Raw genomic sequence first — 17,612 nt, forward strand, 5'->3', positions numbered from 1 at the left:
GTTAGCGCTGCAACTGCGGCACGGCAAAATAGCTTTCGGCCAACTCCCCGGTGTTGTCGCTGTCGGCGGCAAACACCACACCAAGAATCCTGCGCGGTGCGCTGCCAAAGGCGGCGGTGGCATCGGCATTCAGGTCGCGGGACTCGCTGAGCCATTGCCCCAGTGGCGCTTCGGGACCGCGCAGCACGTGCATTTCCACCGTCTCGGTGTAGGCGCTGCGCGCGTGGGTGCCGGGTGTCGCGCGGTTGTCCCAGACATAGCTGAGGGTTGCCGCTGGCAGATCAGGGTCGAAGAAGGTGCGCGCCAGGCGCAGCTTCTGCCGGGTGACGAAGCTCAACGAATCCAACGGGTAATCCAGCAGCACATAAACCCGCGCGGCGTAGTCGTCCCCTTCACGGGTGGCGAAGCGCGCCTGTTCCAGTTTGCGCTCGGTGCGCCACTGCCAGCTCAGTTGCCAGGGCTGATCGCCGGGCAGGTCCAGCGGATGCAGTAAGCCGCCTGCGGCGGCATCGGCCTGAATGCGCAACACCTGCTGGCCATCCTGCTCGACCAGCGTACGTTCGGACGGTTTGAGTTTGGGGATATCCGCCAGGCGCCAGGGCGCTGACCATTCGCTGCTGGGCGGGCCGGCCGTCCAGGGCGTCAGTTGGTTTTCGGCTTGCGCCAGCGGCGTCAGCATCAGCAGGGCCAGCAGTAACCTACTCATCAGCTGCGGCGCCAGGTATGGAAACGCTCGACCAGGCGCAGCAGGCCTTGCGGGGCATGGGCGCGTTTCCATTCGCCGGCCGCGTACTTGTTGGCCTCGGCCATGGTCGGGTAGGTGTGAATGGTGCCGAGAATCTTGTTCAGGCCCAGGCCATGCTTCATCGCCAGCACGTATTCGGCGAGCAGCTCCCCGGCGTGTTCGCCGACGATGGTCACCCCGAGAATCTGATCCTTGCCCGGCACGGTGAGCACTTTGACAAAGCCGTGGGCAGCCTCGTCGGCAATCGCCCGATCGAGGTCGTCGATGCCGTAGCGGGTCACCTCGTAGGCAATGTTCTGCGCCTTGGCTTCGCCTTCGGAGAGGCCGACGCGGGCGACTTCGGGGTCGGTAAAGGTGCAGGCAGGAATCACCCGGTAATCCACCTTGAAGCGCTTGAAACCTGAGAACAGCGCATTGACCGCCGCATACCAGGCCTGGTGCGCCGCCACATGGGTGAACTGGTACGGCCCGGTGACATCGCCCACCGCATAGATATTGGGGAAGCGTGTCGCCAGGTATTCGTCGGTTTCCAGGGTGCCGTTAGGCCGCACCGTCAGGCCCAGTTCCTCGACGCCGTAGCCGCTGACATTGGCCACCCGGCCGAGGGCCAGCAGCAGACCGTCGAAGGCGATGGTCACCTCCTCGCCGGTGTCCACGCGGCGGGCGACCATGCGTTGTTCGCCATTGACCACTTCAAAGCGTTCGGCGCGGTGTTGCAGGCGCACATCCACGCCGTCGGCACGCAGGCTATTCAGTACCAACTCGCTGGCGTCGGCATCCTCGCGCGGCAGCAGGCGTTCGGCCAGCTCCACCTGAATCACCTGGCTGCCGAGGCGCTGGAAGGCCTGGGCCAGCTCGCAGCCAATCGGTCCGCCACCGAGCACCAGCAGCCAGCGCGGCTGTTCACGCAGGCTCCAGATGCTGTCCGAGGTGTAGCTCTGCACCTGCTCCAGGCCAGGAATCTTCGGCACCAACGGCCGCGCCCCGGCCGCGATAATCAGGTTGCGGCTGGTCAGGGTCTGACCGTTCACCTCCACGCTCCAGGGCGAGAGGATCTTCGCTTCGCCCTGAATGACTTCGACGCCCAGGCCGGTGTAACGCTCGACCGAATCATGCGGTTCGATATCGGCAATCACCCGCTGGATGCGCTGCATCACGGCCGGGAAATCCACCGTGCCCTGCACACCGCTAAAGCCCAGCGCCGGGCCCTTTTTCAGTTCATTGGCCAGCTTGGCCGAACGCAGCAGCGCCTTGGATGGCACACAGCCGGTGTTCAGGCAGTCGCCGCCCATCTGGTGCTTTTCGATCAGACTGACCTTGGCCTTCACCGCCGCCGCGATATAGGCGCTGACCAAGCCACCGGCACCCGCGCCGATCACCAGCAGGTTGCGGTCGAAGGTTTTCGGTTTGTGCCAACCGGCATACACCCGCCGCGCCTGGATCAGGCCGAGCAGCTTGCGCGCGATCAGCGGGAATACCCCCAGCAGCACGAAGGCACCCAGTAGCCCCGGCGAGAGGATGCCAGCCAGGGAGTCCAGCTGGCCCAGTTCGCGGCCGGCATTTACGAAGACCAGTGTGCCCGGCAGCATGCCGAGCTGGCTGACCCACCAGTAGGTGCGCGCCGGCAGGCGGGTCAGGCCCATGGCCAGGTTGATCAAAAAGAACGGAAACAGCGGCACCAGGCGCAGGGCGAACAGGTAGAACGCGCCTTCACGTTCGATGCCCGCATCAATACCGGCCAGGCGCTGGCCGAAGCGGCTTTGCACCCAATCGCGCAGCAGAAAACGGCTGCTGAGCATGGCCAGGGTCGCGCCCAGCGTCGAGGCGAAGGACACCAGCACAAAGCCTTCGAGCAGACCGAACAGTGCGCCGGCCAGCAAGGTCATCAAGGCCGCGCCGGGCAGCGACAGCGCCGTGACCGCGACGTAAGCGATAAAGAACAGCCCCGCCGCTAGCCAGGGCTGCGCGGCCACTTGAGCATTCAGCGCCGCTTGCTGCGCCTTGAGTGCTTCCAGGTTGAGGTACTGGCCGATGTCGAAGACAAAGAAGCTGCCCAGCAGCGCGAGGATCAGGCCCATCAGGGCGAGTTTGCGGCTATTCATCAGTCAGCGCCTCCAAGGCGCAAAGGCTTTGGCACAGGCTAAAACCGGCCAGCAGAGCAGTCTCTGGGCGGTCGGTCAGTTGGCCGAGCACCCGCGAACGATAGGACAACGCCGCCGGGCTATGGGCAGGCCACTGGCGGTCGAAGTCGGCGAGAAAAGCAGTGTGGTCGTAGTTCAGCGGCAGCGCTTCGATAAACAGGCCGTCACGCTGGCAACGGTAAAGCGCCGCCGGGTGTGGCGTGGTGGCGATGCGACTGAGCAGGCCATAGCGGCCACCGGCAAAGTTCGGCAGTCCGGCCGCGCCGTTATTGATCAGCGCGCCATGCTCCAGGTTCAAGGCCACCGCCGAGCAGGTATGGCTGGTGGCGAGTACCTGCACCCTGTTGGCGGTAAACCAGGCGTCCAGTTGCTCCTGGCGCTCCGGCTCGCTGAGCGATTCCCGCGAGCAGCTCCAGCCAGCCAGGGACTGCTCGTCGCCATGGCTGATCGCCACGCGTTGGCCGGCCACGCTGACCAGTGCTGTGCTCGGCCGTGACGCCAGGCGCTCGGCCATATCCGGCAAGCTCTGCACGGTTCGGTTCAATTCCTGCTGAATGGCATTGGAGCGCTCGACCACTGCCTCATCCACCGTCATCGGGTAGGCGCAGCCGCAGCCTGCACCGCTGTCGTTGGCACGACCGAGTTCGGTTTCGACATTGCCGCGCAGGGCCATATGGGCGCTGATGCCCTGCTCAATCTGCTGGAAAATCTGCGGGTCGCGGTCAAACCAGTGCGCGTCGCCGTTAAACACCACACGCGCCTGTGGTTCGGCGGCTAGGCGCCGTTGCAGGGCGGCCAGGGCCTGGCGATTGCCATACAGGCCGCCGACCACATAGAGGGTGTCGCACTCGAATAGCGGCTCACCGCTAAAGGCATCCGGCGTCAGGCGATAGTCCAGCGGGCAGTCGCGGCCGGCGCGCATCAGGCTTTGCCTGCTTTGCGCTGCAGCAACCAACCGGGCAGCAGATAGCCGAGTACACACAGCCCAAGGCCATACAGGTTGGTGCCGAGCAGCAACGCATATTTGCCGTCGCCGATGGCCCAGCTCTGTGGAATCCAGTTCAGGGTCAGGGCGACGCCCAGGCCCAGGCCGGTCCAGAAGCTCAGGTGAAAGCCCAGCCGCGTCGGAGTGGTCAGGCCGTGCAGGACGAATACCGGGGCCAGGCCGATGACCATGGTGCCGCTGATGGTGGTGGCCTTGAGAATATCGGTGCCTGCGATCATTGGCAGGTTACCGAGCAGTGCGAACACCACCATCACCGCCATGCCGACGCCAATGGCTTTCTGTCCGAGGTCGCGCCCGGCCAGCTTCGGCAACTCGCGCCCGGCCAGTTTGGCCAGACTGGAGAAGGTCGAATCCAGGGTCGAACCAGCAGCGGAAACCATCACCACGGTCATCACCAGCAGCGCGCCGATGCCCAGGCTCTTGGCCAGGGCGGCGGGTACGTTGTCGGAGGCGGCCAGGCCGGTAAGTTGGGCGTGCACGCCGATTAGGCTGAAGGCGAGGATGGCGATAAAACCCAGCACCCCGGCAATCACGAAGGAGCGGCGCATAGCCTTCTCTTCGCTGATAAAGCCCCTATCTGTCAGCACTGGATCATGGAAGCCGTAGCTGAAGGCCTGCAGGCCGGCGACCAGCAGCAGGTCGACCCCGGCATTCAGTGCCCAGTTGCTGGTGCTGGCCAGCTCAGTCGGCGAATGCTGCGGCAGCACCAGGCCGAGCACCCAGACCAGGGCAATCACGAAGATCGCCGCTTGCGCCGCGTCGGTTAGGATCGAGCTGCGCAGCCCGCCGCGCAGGCTGTAGGCCAGGGTCACGGCGGTAAACAGCAAGGCCGAGGCAATAAATTCGAAGCTGCCGGAGTCACCGTAATAACCGCCGACCACCGCGGTATTGCTCCACACCTCGTTAAACAGACGAATCAGAATCGCGGCGGAAAACGCCAGCGCTGCGCCACGGCCGTAGTGACTGCTCAGGAAGCTGACCAGGCCGGTCGCCGCAAAGCGCCGACGCAGGCGGTAGATGACAAAGCCAGTGAGCGGAATTGACAGCCAGTACATGGCATAGGCCAAGCCGCCGACCAGGCCATAAGTGGCACCCAGATTGGCGGCATTGGTCACCGATTTGGCGAAGATCCAGCTGATAAAGATGCTGGAGGTGATCAGCCACGGGCTGGCGCTGCGGCCCTGGTTGTCCTCGCCATTAAAGAACCCGCCCAGGGTTACGGCGCGTGGCGACAAGGCCAGCATCAGCGCGCCGTAGACCACAAGAAAGCCCCAGAAGAACAGCCCGGTGAGACTGGTTGGTTGCATGCTTCGATCCTTAGGAAGTTAACGAGCCGCCGCAGCTGGAGCCCTGTCCGGCGGTGCAGGCATAACAATGATCACGGGTCACGATGGGGTTGCCGGCCAGTGTTGCACTAAGCAGATCGCGCAGGTGCGGCCGATCACGGCCGATCACCTCTGGCAGTTGCAGCGGCAGATCGAGCATCTGGTTGAAATCGCAGTCGTACAGGTAGCCCTGCCAATCGACGCTGACCAGACTGCGGCACATCAAGGGTTCGAGGTTTTCCGGCCGGTAGCTGTCGCGCAGCAGCTGCATATAGACGTTGAACTGGCCCTTGCTGACCAGGGTGCTGCCAAAGCGCGCAATCGGCTGGTTGGTGATGGTCAGCAGGTGGTTGAAGACGATGCCGAAGTCCTCGACCAGGTGGCGTTTGTAATCGGCTTCCAGCGCCGCTTGCGGTGGCGGCAGGCTCGGCCCTTGCGGGTTGTACACCAAGTTGAGGATCAGGCCGCTACCCGGCTGGCCGTAGCCCAGGGTATTGAGTTGTTGCAGGCCTTTGATGCTGGCATCGAACACACCATCGCCGCGCTGCTTGTCGACGTTATCGCGTGAGTAACAAGGCAGCGAAGCGCTGATTTCCACGCCTTGGTCGGCGAGAAACTGCGCCAGGTCTTCATAGCCCGGCTCACTGAGGATGGTCAGGTTGCAGCGATCGATCACCCGCAGGCCTTCGCGCCGCGCGTGGCTGACGATCTCGCGAAAACGCGGGTGCATCTCCGGCGCGCCGCCGGTGAGGTCGAGGGTGTGCACAGGGTGGGCGTCGATCACCTGATGCAGCAGGGCCAGGCTTTCATCGGTCATGGCCTCGGTGCGGGTCGGCCCGGCATTGACGTGGCAATGCAGGCAGCGCTGGTTGCAGCGGTAGGTCAGGTTGATCTGCAGTGCTTCCAGCTGGCCACGGCGGATGGCCGGAAACGCCAGTTGGTCGAGCAAGGGAAGCATGGCATGCACGGTGTCTGTTTCCTTGATGCTGATGCGTCGGTTGATTATGTCAGCCGCTAAGTAGCCACTATAGAGAGTGCCCGAGGGCTTTTGTTACGCGTGTAGGCAGAAGAATGTTACGCAATTAGTTATACAAATCTTATACAGATAGGGCAGTATCGGCTGATAATTCTCAGCAAAGGATGTGTCTATGCTACGTCTTAGCTTGTTCTTTGTAGCGGGTTTTCTGGCCGTGCCGTTCTTTCATCAGCCGGTTTTGGGCGTGTTGCATGCCTTGGCTGTGGTGCCGTTTGCGCCGTTCAACTTGACCCCAACGGCGCCGCTGGGAGTGCCGTCATTGCTTTCGGCATCCTTCTGGGGCGGTGTCTGGGCGGTGGTGATGCTGCTGGTGTTGCGCTGGGATGCACACAAGCCACAACCCTGGATCAAGGCTCTGCTGTTTGGTGGTATCGCCCTGACTACTGTTGCCCTGCTGGTGGTGTTTCCGCTCAAGGGTATGGGGGTTGATCCGGCGCAGTTGCCGGGCCGCTTTTTGATTGGCTTTCTGCTCAACGCCACCTGGGGCGTGGGCACCCTGATTCTGGCCCGGACCCTGCTTCCGCGCTAAAGGAGATCACCATGCTTGTGCGCCTCACTTACGCCAGCCGTGCCAGTCACGGCGTTTCTTCCGAGCTGATCCGCGAGATTCTCGACAGTTCACAGCGCAACAATCCAGGCAAAGGACTGACCGGCATCCTCTGTTGCAACGCGGATATCTTCCTGCAGGCGCTGGAAGGCCCGCGTGCAGAGGTGAACGCCCTGTACAACCGATTGGCAGATGACAGCCGGCACAAGGAACTGACCATCCTCGATTACGCGGAAATCAGCATGCGCCGTTACGGCAACTGGAGCATGGGCTGGGCTGGTGCGAAGCAGGCCAACCGCGAGTTGTTTCTGAAATATTCCTCCAGCGACCGTTTTGACCCCTTCAACATGAGTGCCGAGCAAATTACCGGGCTGCTACTGGAGCTGAGTGAGACCGTCAGCGCAATCAAATCGCCAGTTCTCAGCTAGAATTCTCGAGCGTCAACTCGCTCTAGCCGGCGAGCTGTGTTCACCCTGAGCCTTGGCGCACCTCGCAGTTTATTGAGGCGCCAGGATGCTCCGTTTGCTCAACCTTCCTTTGCTGGCTGCATTGCTCTGCTTTGCACTGGGCAGCGCTTCGGCGTTTGCTGAGCTGCCATTGTTGGTGCTGAGCAACGAACAGCTCACGCGGCCGGTAGAAGTGCCCGCCAGTTTGGTGCTGGAAGACCCCAGTGGCAATTTGACCGCGGCCGAAGTGCAGCAGCGAATTGACCGCGAAGGCACACGAATGGATGGCGTGCCGCGCCTGGGTTACTCCGCCAGCGCCTGGTGGTTGGCGTTTCGCCTTGATGCACCGGTGGCCGAACGCCTTGACCTGATGATCGACCGGCCTTTTCTCGACGATATCGAAGTCTGGCTATACGACCGTGAGCGGTTGATCGCGCCCTTCTACAGCGGTGACCACCGCGATTTTCTTTTGCGTGGTGCGCCCTCACCACATTTTCTGCTCAACCTGCCCCGCCTTGGCGAAGGTCCGCATACCTTGTTACTGCGGGTGCAAAGCGGTTCGGCGGTGAGTGTGCCGATGCAGCTGGTGGCGGCCGAACAAAGTCCGCTATTGCTGGCCGAACACTGGATGCGCAGCGGCTTGCTGTTGGGTGCGCTGCTCAGCCTGACTCTGTTCTTCCTGGTGAAATACAGCGCGTTGCGCGAAACGCAGCTGGTGTGGTTCTGCCTGACGGTTGCCAGTGTGGCGCTGTACAACGCCAGCATGCACGGCATCATCAGCCTGCTGGCGCCGCAGTGGGTGTGGTTGTCGGCTCAGATGGCCAATTTGGCCAACCCTGGCATGTTGATCTTCAGCAGCCTGTTTCTCGCCAGCTCGCTGAAACTGGAGTTGGGCCGTGTGCGCCATCTGCGCAACGTGCTATTTGCCGTGACCCTGCTGGTGTGCGGTTGGACCATAGTCAGCTATGGCCATTTCCGCTCCTACCAGGCACTGAATGTGCTGATCCTGTTTAACGGCATGTTCCAGCTGCTCTTGTTGATTCTCGGCGTGTACCAGCGGCGGCCTTATGCCATCGGTTACCTGCTGTGCTGGAGTTCGGCCCTGTTGCTGATGCTGTTGGTACCCCTCGGCCGCACGGGTGTGATTCCCTTGCCGCCGGGGTTTAATTACATGCATGCCTACCTGCCAGTGCTGAGCATGCTGCTGTTTGGCGCCATCCTCGATAAGCAACTGGAGCATATCCGCCGTGCCTTGTTGCAAAGCAAGGCTCAGGCGCTGGGCAATCTGGAGCAGTACCAAGCGTTGTTCAGCAGCAGTGGTGAGGGTATTTTCCGGTGCACCCGCAGCGGCGCCCTGATTGAAGCCAACCCCAGCTTTACCGCGCTATTGGGGCTGGCACAGGACAGCCGCGAGCTGTCCATGCAGCAGCTGTTGGGCACCGAACAGTGGGCCGAGTACGTGGCGCAACTGCATAACGAGCAACCGGCCACCAGCCAGGAATGTCAGATTCATGGCCTCGACGGGCAGAGCCATTGGGTGTACCTGTCGTTACACCTGCGCCCGACCCAGGATTGCATCGAAGGCATCGTGGTCGACCTCAGTGAGCGCCGCGCGCTGGAAGAACGTCTGCAGTACCTGGCTGCACATGACTCGCTGACCGGCCTGCTCAACCGCCGCGAGTTGGAGCGCCTGCTACGTGAAAGCCTCAAAGGCCAGAGCACCCCGCGCTACAGCCATTTGTTGTGCCTGGACCTGGATCAGTTCAAGCAGGTCAATGACCTGTGCGGGCATTCGGCGGGTGATCAGCTGCTGCGCCAGCTGTCTGGCCACTTACGGCACCAACTGCCGCGGCATGCCGAGCTGGCACGCATTGGGGGCGATGAATTCGCCGTGCTGTTGCGTGAAATCAACAACGAAGCCGCTCTGGAACATGCAGAAAATCTGCGCCACTGCGTTGAGCAATTCGTCTTCAGCTGGCAGGGCCGACCATTCCGTGTGCAGGCCAGCATCGGCCTGCTGGAGCTGGACAGCGGCGTAAGCGACTGGGAAACCGCATTGAACTGGGCCGACAGCGCCAGCCAGTTGGCCAAACACCTCGGCCGCAACCGCGTGCAGCAGTTCAACCCGGCCGATGGCGTGCTGCTGGAGCATCAGCGTCAGCTGCAATGGATCACCCGCCTGCGTGAGGCCATCGAACTGGGCCATTTCGAGCTGTTCTATCAGCCGGTAATGGCGCTGCAGAACGCCAGCGATGGCCTGCGCTATGAAGTGCTGCTGCGCTACCACGACCCGCACAGTGGCGAGTGGATCAGCCCGGGGCAGTTTCTCGGTGCCGCCGAGCGCTACGGCTTTCTCGGTGCCATCGACCGCTGGGTGGTGATGCGCCTGTTGCAATGGCTGGCGGACAACCCGCGGCATCTGCAGCAATTGGCTCAGGTGAATTTCAACCTGACTGCCAGCTCGCTGCTCAACGCGCACTTCCACGAGATGCTCCACAGCGAGCTGCTGCGGCACAACTTGCCGGCGCACAAGCTGTGCATCGAAGTGACCGAGATGGTCGCGCTGGGCGAGCTGGGGGTGTCTGCGCAGTGGATCAAGCAGTTGCGCAGCCTGGGCCTGAAAGTGGCGCTGGATGACTTTGGCAGCGGCTTTGCCTCCTACGCTTACCTGCGCCATCTGCCGCTGGATATCGTCAAGATCGACGGCAGTTTTATCCGCGGTATCGAGAGTGACCCGATCAACCAGGCCATGGTCGGCTCGATGCAGCAGATCGCCAGCCAGCTGGGTCTGAGCACCGTGGCTGAATTCGTCGAAAGCCCGGAGACGCTTGAGTGTGTGCGCAAACTGGGCCTCGACTATGCCCAGGGCTATTGCATCGGCCATCCGCAACCACTGACTCAGCTAAGCGATGCGGCCGATGCAGAAGTGCAGATGCAGCTCGCCCTCGACCGTCGTTGATCCAGCTCAACCTTTATCTGAGGTTGCCGAAATAAGCTGTATTGCCGGTAGTTCCGGCTGCTGTCTCCTGCCGTCTTTTTGGAGTTGCGTGCATCATGTTTGACCGTAAATGGCGTTTGCGTTGTGAGAGTCTGGAGCAGGAAGTCAGTCGTCTAGGTCAGGAAAAATCCGCCATGCAGCGCGAGTTGGACGAGCTGCGCAGCTTGCATCAACAGAGCCAGCAGGAGCGCAACGAGCTTAATGGCGTAACCCGTTATCAGCATGAGCTGCATGGCAAACTGAGCCGCTTTGAAGATTCCCTCTCGCAGACCCGTGATGGCGTGGTGGCCCAGGCCGAACAGCTGAACCAGGAAGTCGCCAAGCTCGAACAGCACAGCGGCATCTTCCAGCAAACCTCAGTGCTGCTGGCAGGCTTCTCGGACTCCCTGAGCAGCATGGCGGTGCAGGGCGTGAGCAGCGTGCAAAGTGTCGATCTGCTGCAGCAGCGGGTCAGCGAGATCAGCCGGATTGTTGAGCTGATCAAGGCGATTTCCGACCAGACCAACCTGCTCGCGTTGAACGCCGCCATCGAAGCAGCCCGCGCCGGTGAACAGGGCCGTGGCTTTGCCGTAGTAGCCGATGAGGTTCGCGCGCTGGCGCAGCGCACCAGTCAGGCTACCCAGGAAATCAGCACCCTGGTCGGCAGCATCAATCAGGAAACCGACAGTGCCAGCCGTTCCATCGGCAGCCTGTCCAGTGAGGCCACGCGCTTATCCGGGGATGTTTCGCACTCGGCGCAGACGCTGGATGAAATGGTCGTGCTGGGCGAACACATGAGCCAGCTGATCGAAAGCATCGCCCTGGGCTCGTTCTGCGAGGCGGTCAAACTCGATCATCTGCTGTTCAAACTCACGGTCTACCAGCGCCTGTTCCTGCATGACGGCAACACCCAGCTGAGCAGCCACACCAGCTGTCGCCTGGGGCAGTGGTACCAGAGCAGCGACACCAACGCGCGCTACGGCAAGCAGCGCAGCTTCCAGCAGCTGGAGCAGCCACATCGGGAGGTCCATGACAGCGCGCATGAGGCCCTGCACGCCGCCCAGGCGAAGGAGTGGAGCAAGGTGCTGCGCGCCGTCAGCGATATGGAGAAGGCCAGCATGGAGGTCAATTCGCTGATTTCGGAGCTGGCGGGTAGCTGATTTACCCGTGAGATAGGTTTTCAGGCGCCCTACCCAATGTGTTGAGCGTTGGGCAGGGCGGATAACTGCTGCACTACTGGGCGCATTGTTTGAGTTGATGAATCACGGGGGCGGCATCGGTCCACGCCAGGGTCATTACCGGTTTCCCGTCGATTGATAACTTGAAGTGCTGTTTGTCACGCATACCTTCCAGTGCCGCGGCAAGGCCAGATACGGCAAATGCTATCGCGCCGACCTTTCTTTCAAACCTGTAGCTGAATACCTGTACGGTCTGAGCCGGCTCATTGTCTTGCTGCAGGGTGAGCTTTATTTTCTTTACGTTTCTGGGGGTGGGTAGGCCTGCGCCGTAAAAAATCAGCCAGGCATCTGGCTTTGGTTGTTGAAACCCCAGAATGCTGACCAGCCCTCCGTTTTTACCATTATCTGCACGGGTGAATTTGGCAAAGGTCGCCACGCAAAGTTTGCCTTCAGGGGTGTCACTGGACGCGGAAAACCAGACCCCTTGAGCAATTTCCTGAGCAATTTTCAGATCCCTTTGTTCCTTTTCAGCTTGAAGTCTTCTTAGCTCTGCTAGCTCCTCGGGGCTTCTATAGACCGCTGGTGCGGGGGTTTTAGGGCCAAGGGAATCCAGGTAATCGTTTTTCTCGCGGATCCAATCGTCCATGCTGTATTGATACGGAGGACTACAGCCATAGCCGTCGTACTGCATACCAATTGGGCAGGCTACTGCAGTGAACGGCAGCGCAAGTGCGATGGAGAGCAGGAGTGCTGGTGCTTTCAAATTATCTGCTCCTGCTTTGGCAAGCAGCTGAAGTTCTGGTTTATTGATGCAAAGAGAAGCTCTATTGCTTGCAGCCTATGCCATCGCGAATAGCACGCAGCATTACTCGCACTTATTGAAGTACCTACAGAGCACGCCACATAGTTGGCGAAGAGAATCACTGCACGCGTTCGGCATAACTGCATGCGGAATAGTAGAAGTCGCAGTTGGTCGTAGTCTTTTCACAATTACGCAGTGCCGTCTCTTACGCATCTTTCAGATCGGGCGAGCGGGTCATGCGACTCCCCGCATCACCCCAGGCGACCGCAACGCACTGATTGTAATAGGCGATGCGGACTTCACAGGGCTTGCCTTGGGAGTGAGCTTGGCATTCGGACAATGCTTGCTGCTTGGCGCTTTCTTCGGATTCCTGACCGGCCGTAACGCCCATTGCTCCATCTGTAGTAGCGACTGCGCCCCAACGCGTTTCCCACTGAGGCTCTGGCTCCTCCGACGTCCCCGCCCCAGAGTCTGGCCCCATAGGCGCACAGCCTTCCCAGCCGGCGCTACCGCCACCAATTGGAAAATAGCCATCGGGGCAACGCCCTTCTGCACGGGCATCTGCATGTACCAACATAACAATCAGCAGAGGAAGGTAAAGAAACAGTTGTTTCATGGCATCAACATCCAAACGATTGACCGCTCAAATCACCAGTACGATTGAAATACATCACTCCGCCCCCTTTAGTTTACAAAACAGAAGTTGGCCCTCGTGGCCTGACCTCTGCTTCTGGTCAGTACTAAAAATGGGGAGAGTACCGAGCGGCTCACTGCACGCGTTCAGCATAACTACATGCGGAATAGTAGATATCGCAGTTGGTCGTGCTCTTTTGGCAATTACTCAGCGCCGTTGCTTCCGCGTCATATACGCCTGGGGAGCGTGCCCAAAGACTGCCGCCATCGCCCCAGGCAACGGCGACGCACTGGTTGTAGTAGGCGATAAGAACCTTACAGACCTTGCCCTCGGAGTGGGTTTGGCAATGAGCCAGCGCATGCTGCTCGGCGCTTTCTTGGGATTCCTGACCGGCTGCAACACCTAAGGCTCCATCAGCTGTCGCGACCGCGCCCCAGCGTGTTTCCAGCTGGGGTTCCTGTTCTTGCGCGCCATCGGCTCCAGGCCCCATCGGTGCGCAACCTTCCCAGCCGGCGCTACCGCCACCAATCGGGAAATAGCCATCCGGGCAGCGCCCTTCTGCGTGGGCATCTGCATGCATCAGCAGAACCAATAGCAGAGGGAGGTGAGTGAGCAGTCTTTGCATGGCATCAACACCCTGATGAGTGACCGCGCAAATCATCAGCGCGGTCGAGTGTAGTGAGCGCAATTCCCGGCCAGGGCTGACCGGGAAATCCTGGCAATCAGCAGCGTCCGGCTGCCTGCAGCAGGGCATTGCAGGTGCTGCCGGAATTATTGCTGCGTTGACCATTAACGGCTGGTGTACCTGCCATGGCCGTGCAGATGGCGTCCGAATGTGGCGTCATGCCAAAGCTCATAGCCTTCTGAAAGCCGGTGGCCGAGTACATGTAGCAGCGGTAGGTGCCGCCGTCCTTGGTGTTGACGTTGTAGTTGATGCGTCCGCCGGTTTCCTCGGTGCGCTCGGTGATGCTGAACTGCCCGATGGGTTGGCCGATGGCTTGGGCCGTGCGTTGTTCCAGCCCGCTTTGGTTGATGGTGGCGGCGCAGCCGGACAGGAGGAACGCGGTGGTCAGTGCGGTGATTGAGCGAAGGTACATGGCAAGCTCCAATGTTTTTAGTGGGTACAACATAGAGTTGGACCGGCAGGTCCAGGTTTGTAACTAAATTCTTTCACTGTATTAATAGTGATCTCCCAAGCAAACGTCCTATGCGCACTAACGCGCCTAGGAATTAAGGGAGGCAGAATATATAACGAGCGCAGTAAATGATGAGGCGGAGCCGGCGATTAAATTACCACCCCTCCATTAAGCCTTTAAGTTCATTTATGGTTTGCTTAACTTCATACACAGTAGATTTGGCTTCGCGAGCAGTCTGTGTAATATCTTGAGCTGTTTCAACCGCGCCTCGTGTTGTTAAGCCAGCATCGGAACTCTCCGCTGAGGTACTGTAGTCTGCGCCTGCCTGAGAGGGCTGCGGAGATTGAGTTGCAACTGCGCTATGGCCGAGCTGGCTACTTGTAGTTGCGCAGCCACTCAAAGCAAGATGGGAACCAAAAAGGAAAACTAAAGCATAGTTTTTCATAATAAAATTCCTAATTATTGGCAACAGATCAACGTCAAAAGTACAGGCCGCCAACTTGGCTGCATTGAAACTTCTGAGATGACGTATATATATGAGCCCGTGAATCAGCCTACTTTTTCTTGGAACTAAATATGCCGCGCACTTACTTTTATAATCGCGGCTTGCGCGCCACGATAAATACCCGCCAATCCTTGCTCTTGCAGCCATGGCGCTCGACGGACAGAATTTCCAGGCCTTGCTGAGTCATGGCCGCCTGGAGCTGGCGGGCGTCGAAGCACAGCACTGGCGGTGCTTTGCCGATGGCGCGCAGCAGCGGCAGGGCCAGCTTGGGGATCAGTGGGTTCATCTCATTCAGGCAGGGCGTCTTCGAGATCAGTAAGCCGCCTGGTTTCAAGGCGTTGATGGCTGAACTCAGCGCTTGCGGCAGATCTGTCACGAGATGCAGCAGGTTGAACGCCAGCACGGCGTCGTAGGTGCCCTGTTCGGCCGCAGGTGCGTCGGCGTCGGCTACTTTGAAGTGCAGCTGTGGCATGGGTTGGCTGACGAGTTTCTCGCCTGCAATGGCAATCATCTGCTCGGCTACATCGGTGGCCACCAGCCGCCGCGTAGCGGGAGCCAGACGCAGGGCGGTGGTACCCGTGCCACAACCGATTTCCAGCACCTCATGCTCTGTAGACAGCAAAGCTTGCACGCGCTGCAGCGTCCGCTCGTAACCGGCCTGATCCGCAATCGGATCGTTCGCGTATTTACGCGCAATCCGGTTCCAGAAGCGTGCCTTGTCGGCCATGGCAACCTGTGCTGCAGCTGCAGAGCAAGGGTCGACGGCTGTGGTGATGGGTGAGTGCATGGTGCGCGTCCTGTGCATGGATGTAAGGCGAAAGCCAACACAGTGCGGATGCTATCCTTGCGCATCATCACGGGGTATTGCGATAAATTGCAGACAACATATGCATTTACGTATGGATAAGGTCGACTGGAACCAGTTGCGCGCCTTTCTCGAGACGGCAGAGACCGGCTCGTTGTCGGCTGCTGCGCGTAAGCTTGGGCAGTCGCAACCAACCCTCAGTCGCCAAGTCGCCGCTCTGGAGCTGGCACTAGGGGTGACGCTGTTTGAGCGGGTCGGCAAAACCATGGCAATGACCACCACGGGACAGGAGCTGTTGGGCCATGCCCGCGTGATGGGCGCGGCGGCGCATGAACTGGGCCTTGCTGCGACCGGGCGCTCAGAAGAAGTGGCGGGTGTTGTGTCCGTGGCCACCAGTGACGCCGTGGCGGCGTATCTGATGCCGAAGATACTCCTGCAGATCCGCGAGTCAGCACCTGGCATCCAGGTCGAGGTGGTGGCTTCGGACGGTTTCAGCGATCTGCTGCGCCGTGAGGCCGACATCGCCATCCGTCATGTGCGTCCCGAACAACCGGAGCTGATTGGCCGCTTGGTACGGCAGAGTTCCGCCTGCTTCTACGCGTCCGAAAGCTGGGTGCGCGAACATGGCCTGCCGCGTACCGCCGAGGAGGCGGTACAACACGACTTTATTGGCATGGACCGCGCCGGCCATTACCTGCAGCACATGCGTTCTAAAGGCCTGCAGCTGAGCAGCGCGAACTTTCGCAGTTATGCAGATAATTCCGTGACCTACTGGGAAATGGTCCGCCAGGGCTTGGGCATTGGCGCAATCATGGAGGAGATCGCGCGGGAAACCCCGGGCATGGTTCGTGTGTTGGAGGATGTCAGCCCCTTCCAACTGCCGATCTGGCTGGTCACCCACCGCGAGCTGCGCACGGCGCGGCGCATTCGTATCGTCTTTGACCTACTGGCCGAGATTCTGGCCTGATCCCTGATCGCGACGACTGCTGTCAGGCTGCGGCAGCCAGAGGCATGCGTTCCAGCAGGCTGAGGTCCAAGCGCAGCATGCGCACACAACGTTCATCGCGCAGCTCTTTGGGCGACTGGTTACTGCGCAGGCGCAGCGCCTGGCAGACCAGGTTGAGCACCAGCGCCTCGCGACTAAAGACGCCGCTTCCGAGGTTGTAGAACGCCGCGATCAGCTCACGCAGACCAAACGGCAGGCGCCAACGGATGCGCAGCGCCGAACCGAAGCCGGCGGCGCGTTGCTGGAAGCTCTGGTGAATATCCTCATCGCGCAATACGCCGCCAGCGTCCTGCCAATCCTGCAGGCTGCGCAGTAGAGCCAGTTCGCCGATGTTGTGCAGTAGGCCGGCGGTAAAGCACAGCTCGGCATCCAGATTCAGCTCGCCCGCCAGCCAGCGCGCCAGTTCGGCGCTGCGCTGTGCGCTGTCCCAGGCGCTGCTGGCCAGCTCGGCCAGGCGCGGGTCACTGAGCCGCGCATTGCGTTGCACGGCCATGCCCAATACCAGATTCAGCGTGCGCGCCAGCCCAAGACGCGGTAGTGCCTGGCTCAAGGTCTGGCAGGGTGCGCCCTGGTGTTGGGCGGCGCTGTTGGCGGCGGCGATTAGCCGTGCGGTGATCTGCGGGTCACGGGCGAACACCTCTTCCAGCTCGCGCAGGTCGCTGTCGTCACCATTCAGGCACTGGCTGACCGAATCGCGTACCGAGGCAAGCAACGGTGCGCCCTGGCCTTCTTCGCGTACCGCATTGAGGTAGTCATCCAGGCTATCGACCAGCAGAGGAGCGGTTACTGCGGTTTCATTGCCGGCGGCGTAGCCGAGGATGCCAAGCAGGCGCTGGCGCAGTTGTTCGGCATTGAACGGTTTGGCCAGGTAGGCCGCCGGTGCCAGTGGTCGTGCGGCGCGCACGCTGCTGGCGTCCAGACGGCTGCTGATCAGGATAAACGGCAGTGCTGGGGTGCGCGGATGCCGGCGCAGTTGCCGCAGCAACTCCAGGCCATCCAGGACGGGTAGGTCGCCATCGGCAATCACCAGCGCCGGCAGACGGCGTTTGCATTTGGCCAGCGCTGCCTCACCGTCGGTGACTCTTATAACTCGCGCATCGGCGCGTACATCGAGTACCAGTTGCACGAGCAGATCGGCAGTCCAGGGGTCTGCTTCGGCGATCAGAATCTCCGGAGCGTTGGCCAGGGCAGTCATGAAAACCTCAGGGAAAAGCGTGATGGCAAAATAATGGCGCCATCGATATGGCGGCGCGCAGTGTACGGGTTGGCTACTTTAAAACCAGCGTCTCCCGACGAAATGCTGAGTCTTTAGTCAACTTTGTA

At 60.6% G+C, this 17,612-nt stretch carries 17 protein-coding genes and 1 pseudogene; 6 read left to right on the plus strand and 12 right to left on the minus strand.

Annotated features, from left to right (window positions below):
- Window position 1 precedes the first annotated feature (1 nt).
- The 5 genes from HCI85_RS16060 to arsS are packed head-to-tail and all read right to left on the minus strand — an operon-like array spanning window position 2 to window position 6,175.
- A complete protein-coding gene (locus HCI85_RS16060; protein WP_167145987.1) occupies window positions 2–706 on the minus strand; it encodes a DUF3047 domain-containing protein in 705 nt (234 codons plus the stop codon).
- A complete protein-coding gene (locus HCI85_RS16065) occupies window positions 706–2,847 on the minus strand; it encodes an FAD-dependent oxidoreductase (RefSeq protein ID WP_167145990.1) in 2,142 nt (713 codons plus the stop codon). Before HCI85_RS16065 ends, HCI85_RS16060 begins: the two co-directional genes overlap by 1 nt.
- Window positions 2,840–3,808 carry a hypothetical protein gene (locus HCI85_RS16070; protein ID WP_167145992.1) on the minus strand — a complete coding sequence of 323 codons (969 nt, stop codon included), beginning with the start codon at window positions 3,806–3,808 and terminating at the stop codon, window positions 2,840–2,842. The genes HCI85_RS16065 and HCI85_RS16070 overlap by 8 nt, the downstream gene beginning before the upstream one ends.
- Window positions 3,808–5,199 (minus strand): sodium:solute symporter, encoded by a 1,392-nt coding sequence (locus HCI85_RS16075; protein ID WP_167145994.1) that lies wholly within the window; start codon window positions 5,197–5,199, stop codon window positions 3,808–3,810. The genes HCI85_RS16070 and HCI85_RS16075 overlap by 1 nt, the downstream gene beginning before the upstream one ends.
- Window positions 5,200–5,209: 10 nt before the next feature.
- Window positions 5,210–6,175 carry an arsenosugar biosynthesis radical SAM (seleno)protein ArsS gene (arsS, locus tag HCI85_RS16080; RefSeq protein WP_206678001.1) on the minus strand — a complete coding sequence of 322 codons (966 nt, stop codon included), beginning with the start codon at window positions 6,173–6,175 and terminating at the stop codon, window positions 5,210–5,212.
- Between the two features lie 190 nt (window positions 6,176–6,365).
- On the opposite strand from arsS, the gene HCI85_RS16085 reads away from it, so the two are divergent.
- From HCI85_RS16085 to HCI85_RS21385, 5 genes and pseudogenes are all read left to right on the plus strand, one after another.
- Window positions 6,366–6,782: a hypothetical protein gene (locus tag HCI85_RS16085; RefSeq protein WP_090254313.1), complete on the plus strand. Its 417-nt coding sequence runs from the start codon at window positions 6,366–6,368 to the stop codon at window positions 6,780–6,782.
- Window positions 6,783–6,793: 11 nt separating this feature from the next.
- The gene (locus HCI85_RS16090) at window positions 6,794–7,228 is read left to right on the plus strand and encodes a BLUF domain-containing protein (protein WP_167145998.1); all 435 of its coding nucleotides are present in this window, start codon (window positions 6,794–6,796) and stop codon (window positions 7,226–7,228) included.
- Between the two features lie 85 nt (window positions 7,229–7,313).
- Window positions 7,314–10,205, plus strand: a complete 2,892-nt coding sequence (locus HCI85_RS16095) for an EAL domain-containing protein (protein ID WP_167146000.1) — start codon at window positions 7,314–7,316, stop codon at window positions 10,203–10,205.
- A 512-nt stretch (window positions 10,206–10,717) separates the two neighbouring features.
- Window positions 10,718–10,990: pseudogene (locus HCI85_RS21380) on the plus strand (methyl-accepting chemotaxis protein); the annotation flags it as partial.
- Window positions 10,991–11,017: 27 nt separating this feature from the next.
- Window positions 11,018–11,383 (plus strand): CZB domain-containing protein, encoded by a 366-nt coding sequence (locus HCI85_RS21385; protein WP_241693812.1) that lies wholly within the window; start codon window positions 11,018–11,020, stop codon window positions 11,381–11,383.
- A gap of 73 nt (window positions 11,384–11,456) precedes the next feature.
- Here HCI85_RS21385 and HCI85_RS16105 read toward each other — a convergent pair whose 3' ends face one another.
- The 6 genes from HCI85_RS16105 to HCI85_RS16130 form a co-directional block, all read right to left on the minus strand.
- Window positions 11,457–12,164, minus strand: coding sequence for a hypothetical protein (locus HCI85_RS16105; protein ID WP_167146004.1), 708 nt, complete (start codon window positions 12,162–12,164; stop codon window positions 11,457–11,459).
- Between the two features lie 244 nt (window positions 12,165–12,408).
- Window positions 12,409–12,819 (minus strand): DUF4189 domain-containing protein, encoded by a 411-nt coding sequence (locus HCI85_RS16110; protein ID WP_167146006.1) that lies wholly within the window; start codon window positions 12,817–12,819, stop codon window positions 12,409–12,411.
- Window positions 12,820–12,970: 151 nt separating this feature from the next.
- Window positions 12,971–13,462, minus strand: a complete 492-nt coding sequence (locus HCI85_RS16115) for a DUF4189 domain-containing protein (protein ID WP_167146009.1) — start codon at window positions 13,460–13,462, stop codon at window positions 12,971–12,973.
- Between the two features lie 97 nt (window positions 13,463–13,559).
- Entirely contained in the window at window positions 13,560–13,934 is a 375-nt protein-coding gene (locus tag HCI85_RS16120) for a hypothetical protein (protein ID WP_167146011.1), read from the minus strand.
- Between the two features lie 193 nt (window positions 13,935–14,127).
- On the minus strand, window positions 14,128–14,418 hold the full coding sequence (locus tag HCI85_RS16125; RefSeq protein ID WP_167146013.1) for a hypothetical protein: 291 nt from the start codon (window positions 14,416–14,418) through the stop codon (window positions 14,128–14,130).
- Between the two features lie 148 nt (window positions 14,419–14,566).
- Window positions 14,567–15,265, minus strand: coding sequence for a class I SAM-dependent methyltransferase (locus HCI85_RS16130; RefSeq protein WP_167146015.1), 699 nt, complete (start codon window positions 15,263–15,265; stop codon window positions 14,567–14,569).
- Between the two features lie 100 nt (window positions 15,266–15,365).
- Here HCI85_RS16130 and HCI85_RS16135 point away from each other — a divergent pair, with 100 nt between their 5' ends.
- The gene (locus HCI85_RS16135; RefSeq protein WP_206677998.1) at window positions 15,366–16,250 is read left to right on the plus strand and encodes a LysR family transcriptional regulator; all 885 of its coding nucleotides are present in this window, start codon (window positions 15,366–15,368) and stop codon (window positions 16,248–16,250) included.
- Window positions 16,251–16,272: 22 nt separating this feature from the next.
- Here HCI85_RS16135 and HCI85_RS16140 read toward each other — a convergent pair whose 3' ends face one another.
- Window positions 16,273–17,484: an HDOD domain-containing protein gene (locus HCI85_RS16140; protein WP_167146017.1), complete on the minus strand. Its 1,212-nt coding sequence runs from the start codon at window positions 17,482–17,484 to the stop codon at window positions 16,273–16,275.
- Window positions 17,485–17,612 lie beyond the last annotated feature (128 nt).

The organism is Pseudomonas sp. OTU750018 (assembly GCF_011636575.1).
Taxonomy (GTDB): domain Bacteria; phylum Pseudomonadota; class Gammaproteobacteria; order Pseudomonadales; family Pseudomonadaceae; genus Aquipseudomonas; species Aquipseudomonas peli.

What these genes read in the sequence shown, in the direction of transcription:
- HCI85_RS16060 (WP_167145987.1), bottom strand. Translation starts at nt 706, where the DNA reads ATGAGTAGGTTACTGCTGGCCCTGCTGATGCTGACGCCGCTGGCGCAA.
- HCI85_RS16065 (WP_167145990.1), bottom strand. Translation starts at nt 2,847, where the DNA reads ATGAATAGCCGCAAACTCGCCCTGATGGGCCTGATCCTCGCGCTGCTG.
- HCI85_RS16070 (WP_167145992.1), bottom strand. Translation starts at nt 3,808, where the DNA reads ATGCGCGCCGGCCGCGACTGCCCGCTGGACTATCGCCTGACGCCGGAT.
- HCI85_RS16075 (WP_167145994.1), bottom strand. Translation starts at nt 5,199, where the DNA reads ATGCAACCAACCAGTCTCACCGGGCTGTTCTTCTGGGGCTTTCTTGTG.
- arsS (WP_206678001.1), bottom strand. Translation starts at nt 6,175, where the DNA reads ATGCTTCCCTTGCTCGACCAACTGGCGTTTCCGGCCATCCGCCGTGGC.
- HCI85_RS16085 (WP_090254313.1), top strand. Translation starts at nt 6,366, where the DNA reads ATGCTACGTCTTAGCTTGTTCTTTGTAGCGGGTTTTCTGGCCGTGCCG.
- HCI85_RS16090 (WP_167145998.1), top strand. Translation starts at nt 6,794, where the DNA reads ATGCTTGTGCGCCTCACTTACGCCAGCCGTGCCAGTCACGGCGTTTCT.
- HCI85_RS16095 (WP_167146000.1), top strand. Translation starts at nt 7,314, where the DNA reads ATGCTCCGTTTGCTCAACCTTCCTTTGCTGGCTGCATTGCTCTGCTTT.
- HCI85_RS21385 (WP_241693812.1), top strand. Translation starts at nt 11,018, where the DNA reads ATGAGCCAGCTGATCGAAAGCATCGCCCTGGGCTCGTTCTGCGAGGCG.
- HCI85_RS16110 (WP_167146006.1), bottom strand. Translation starts at nt 12,819, where the DNA reads ATGAAACAACTGTTTCTTTACCTTCCTCTGCTGATTGTTATGTTGGTA.
- HCI85_RS16115 (WP_167146009.1), bottom strand. Translation starts at nt 13,462, where the DNA reads ATGCAAAGACTGCTCACTCACCTCCCTCTGCTATTGGTTCTGCTGATG.
- HCI85_RS16120 (WP_167146011.1), bottom strand. Translation starts at nt 13,934, where the DNA reads ATGTACCTTCGCTCAATCACCGCACTGACCACCGCGTTCCTCCTGTCC.
- HCI85_RS16125 (WP_167146013.1), bottom strand. Translation starts at nt 14,418, where the DNA reads ATGAAAAACTATGCTTTAGTTTTCCTTTTTGGTTCCCATCTTGCTTTG.
- HCI85_RS16130 (WP_167146015.1), bottom strand. Translation starts at nt 15,265, where the DNA reads ATGCACTCACCCATCACCACAGCCGTCGACCCTTGCTCTGCAGCTGCA.
- HCI85_RS16135 (WP_206677998.1), top strand. Translation starts at nt 15,366, where the DNA reads ATGCATTTACGTATGGATAAGGTCGACTGGAACCAGTTGCGCGCCTTT.
- HCI85_RS16140 (WP_167146017.1), bottom strand. Translation starts at nt 17,484, where the DNA reads ATGACTGCCCTGGCCAACGCTCCGGAGATTCTGATCGCCGAAGCAGAC.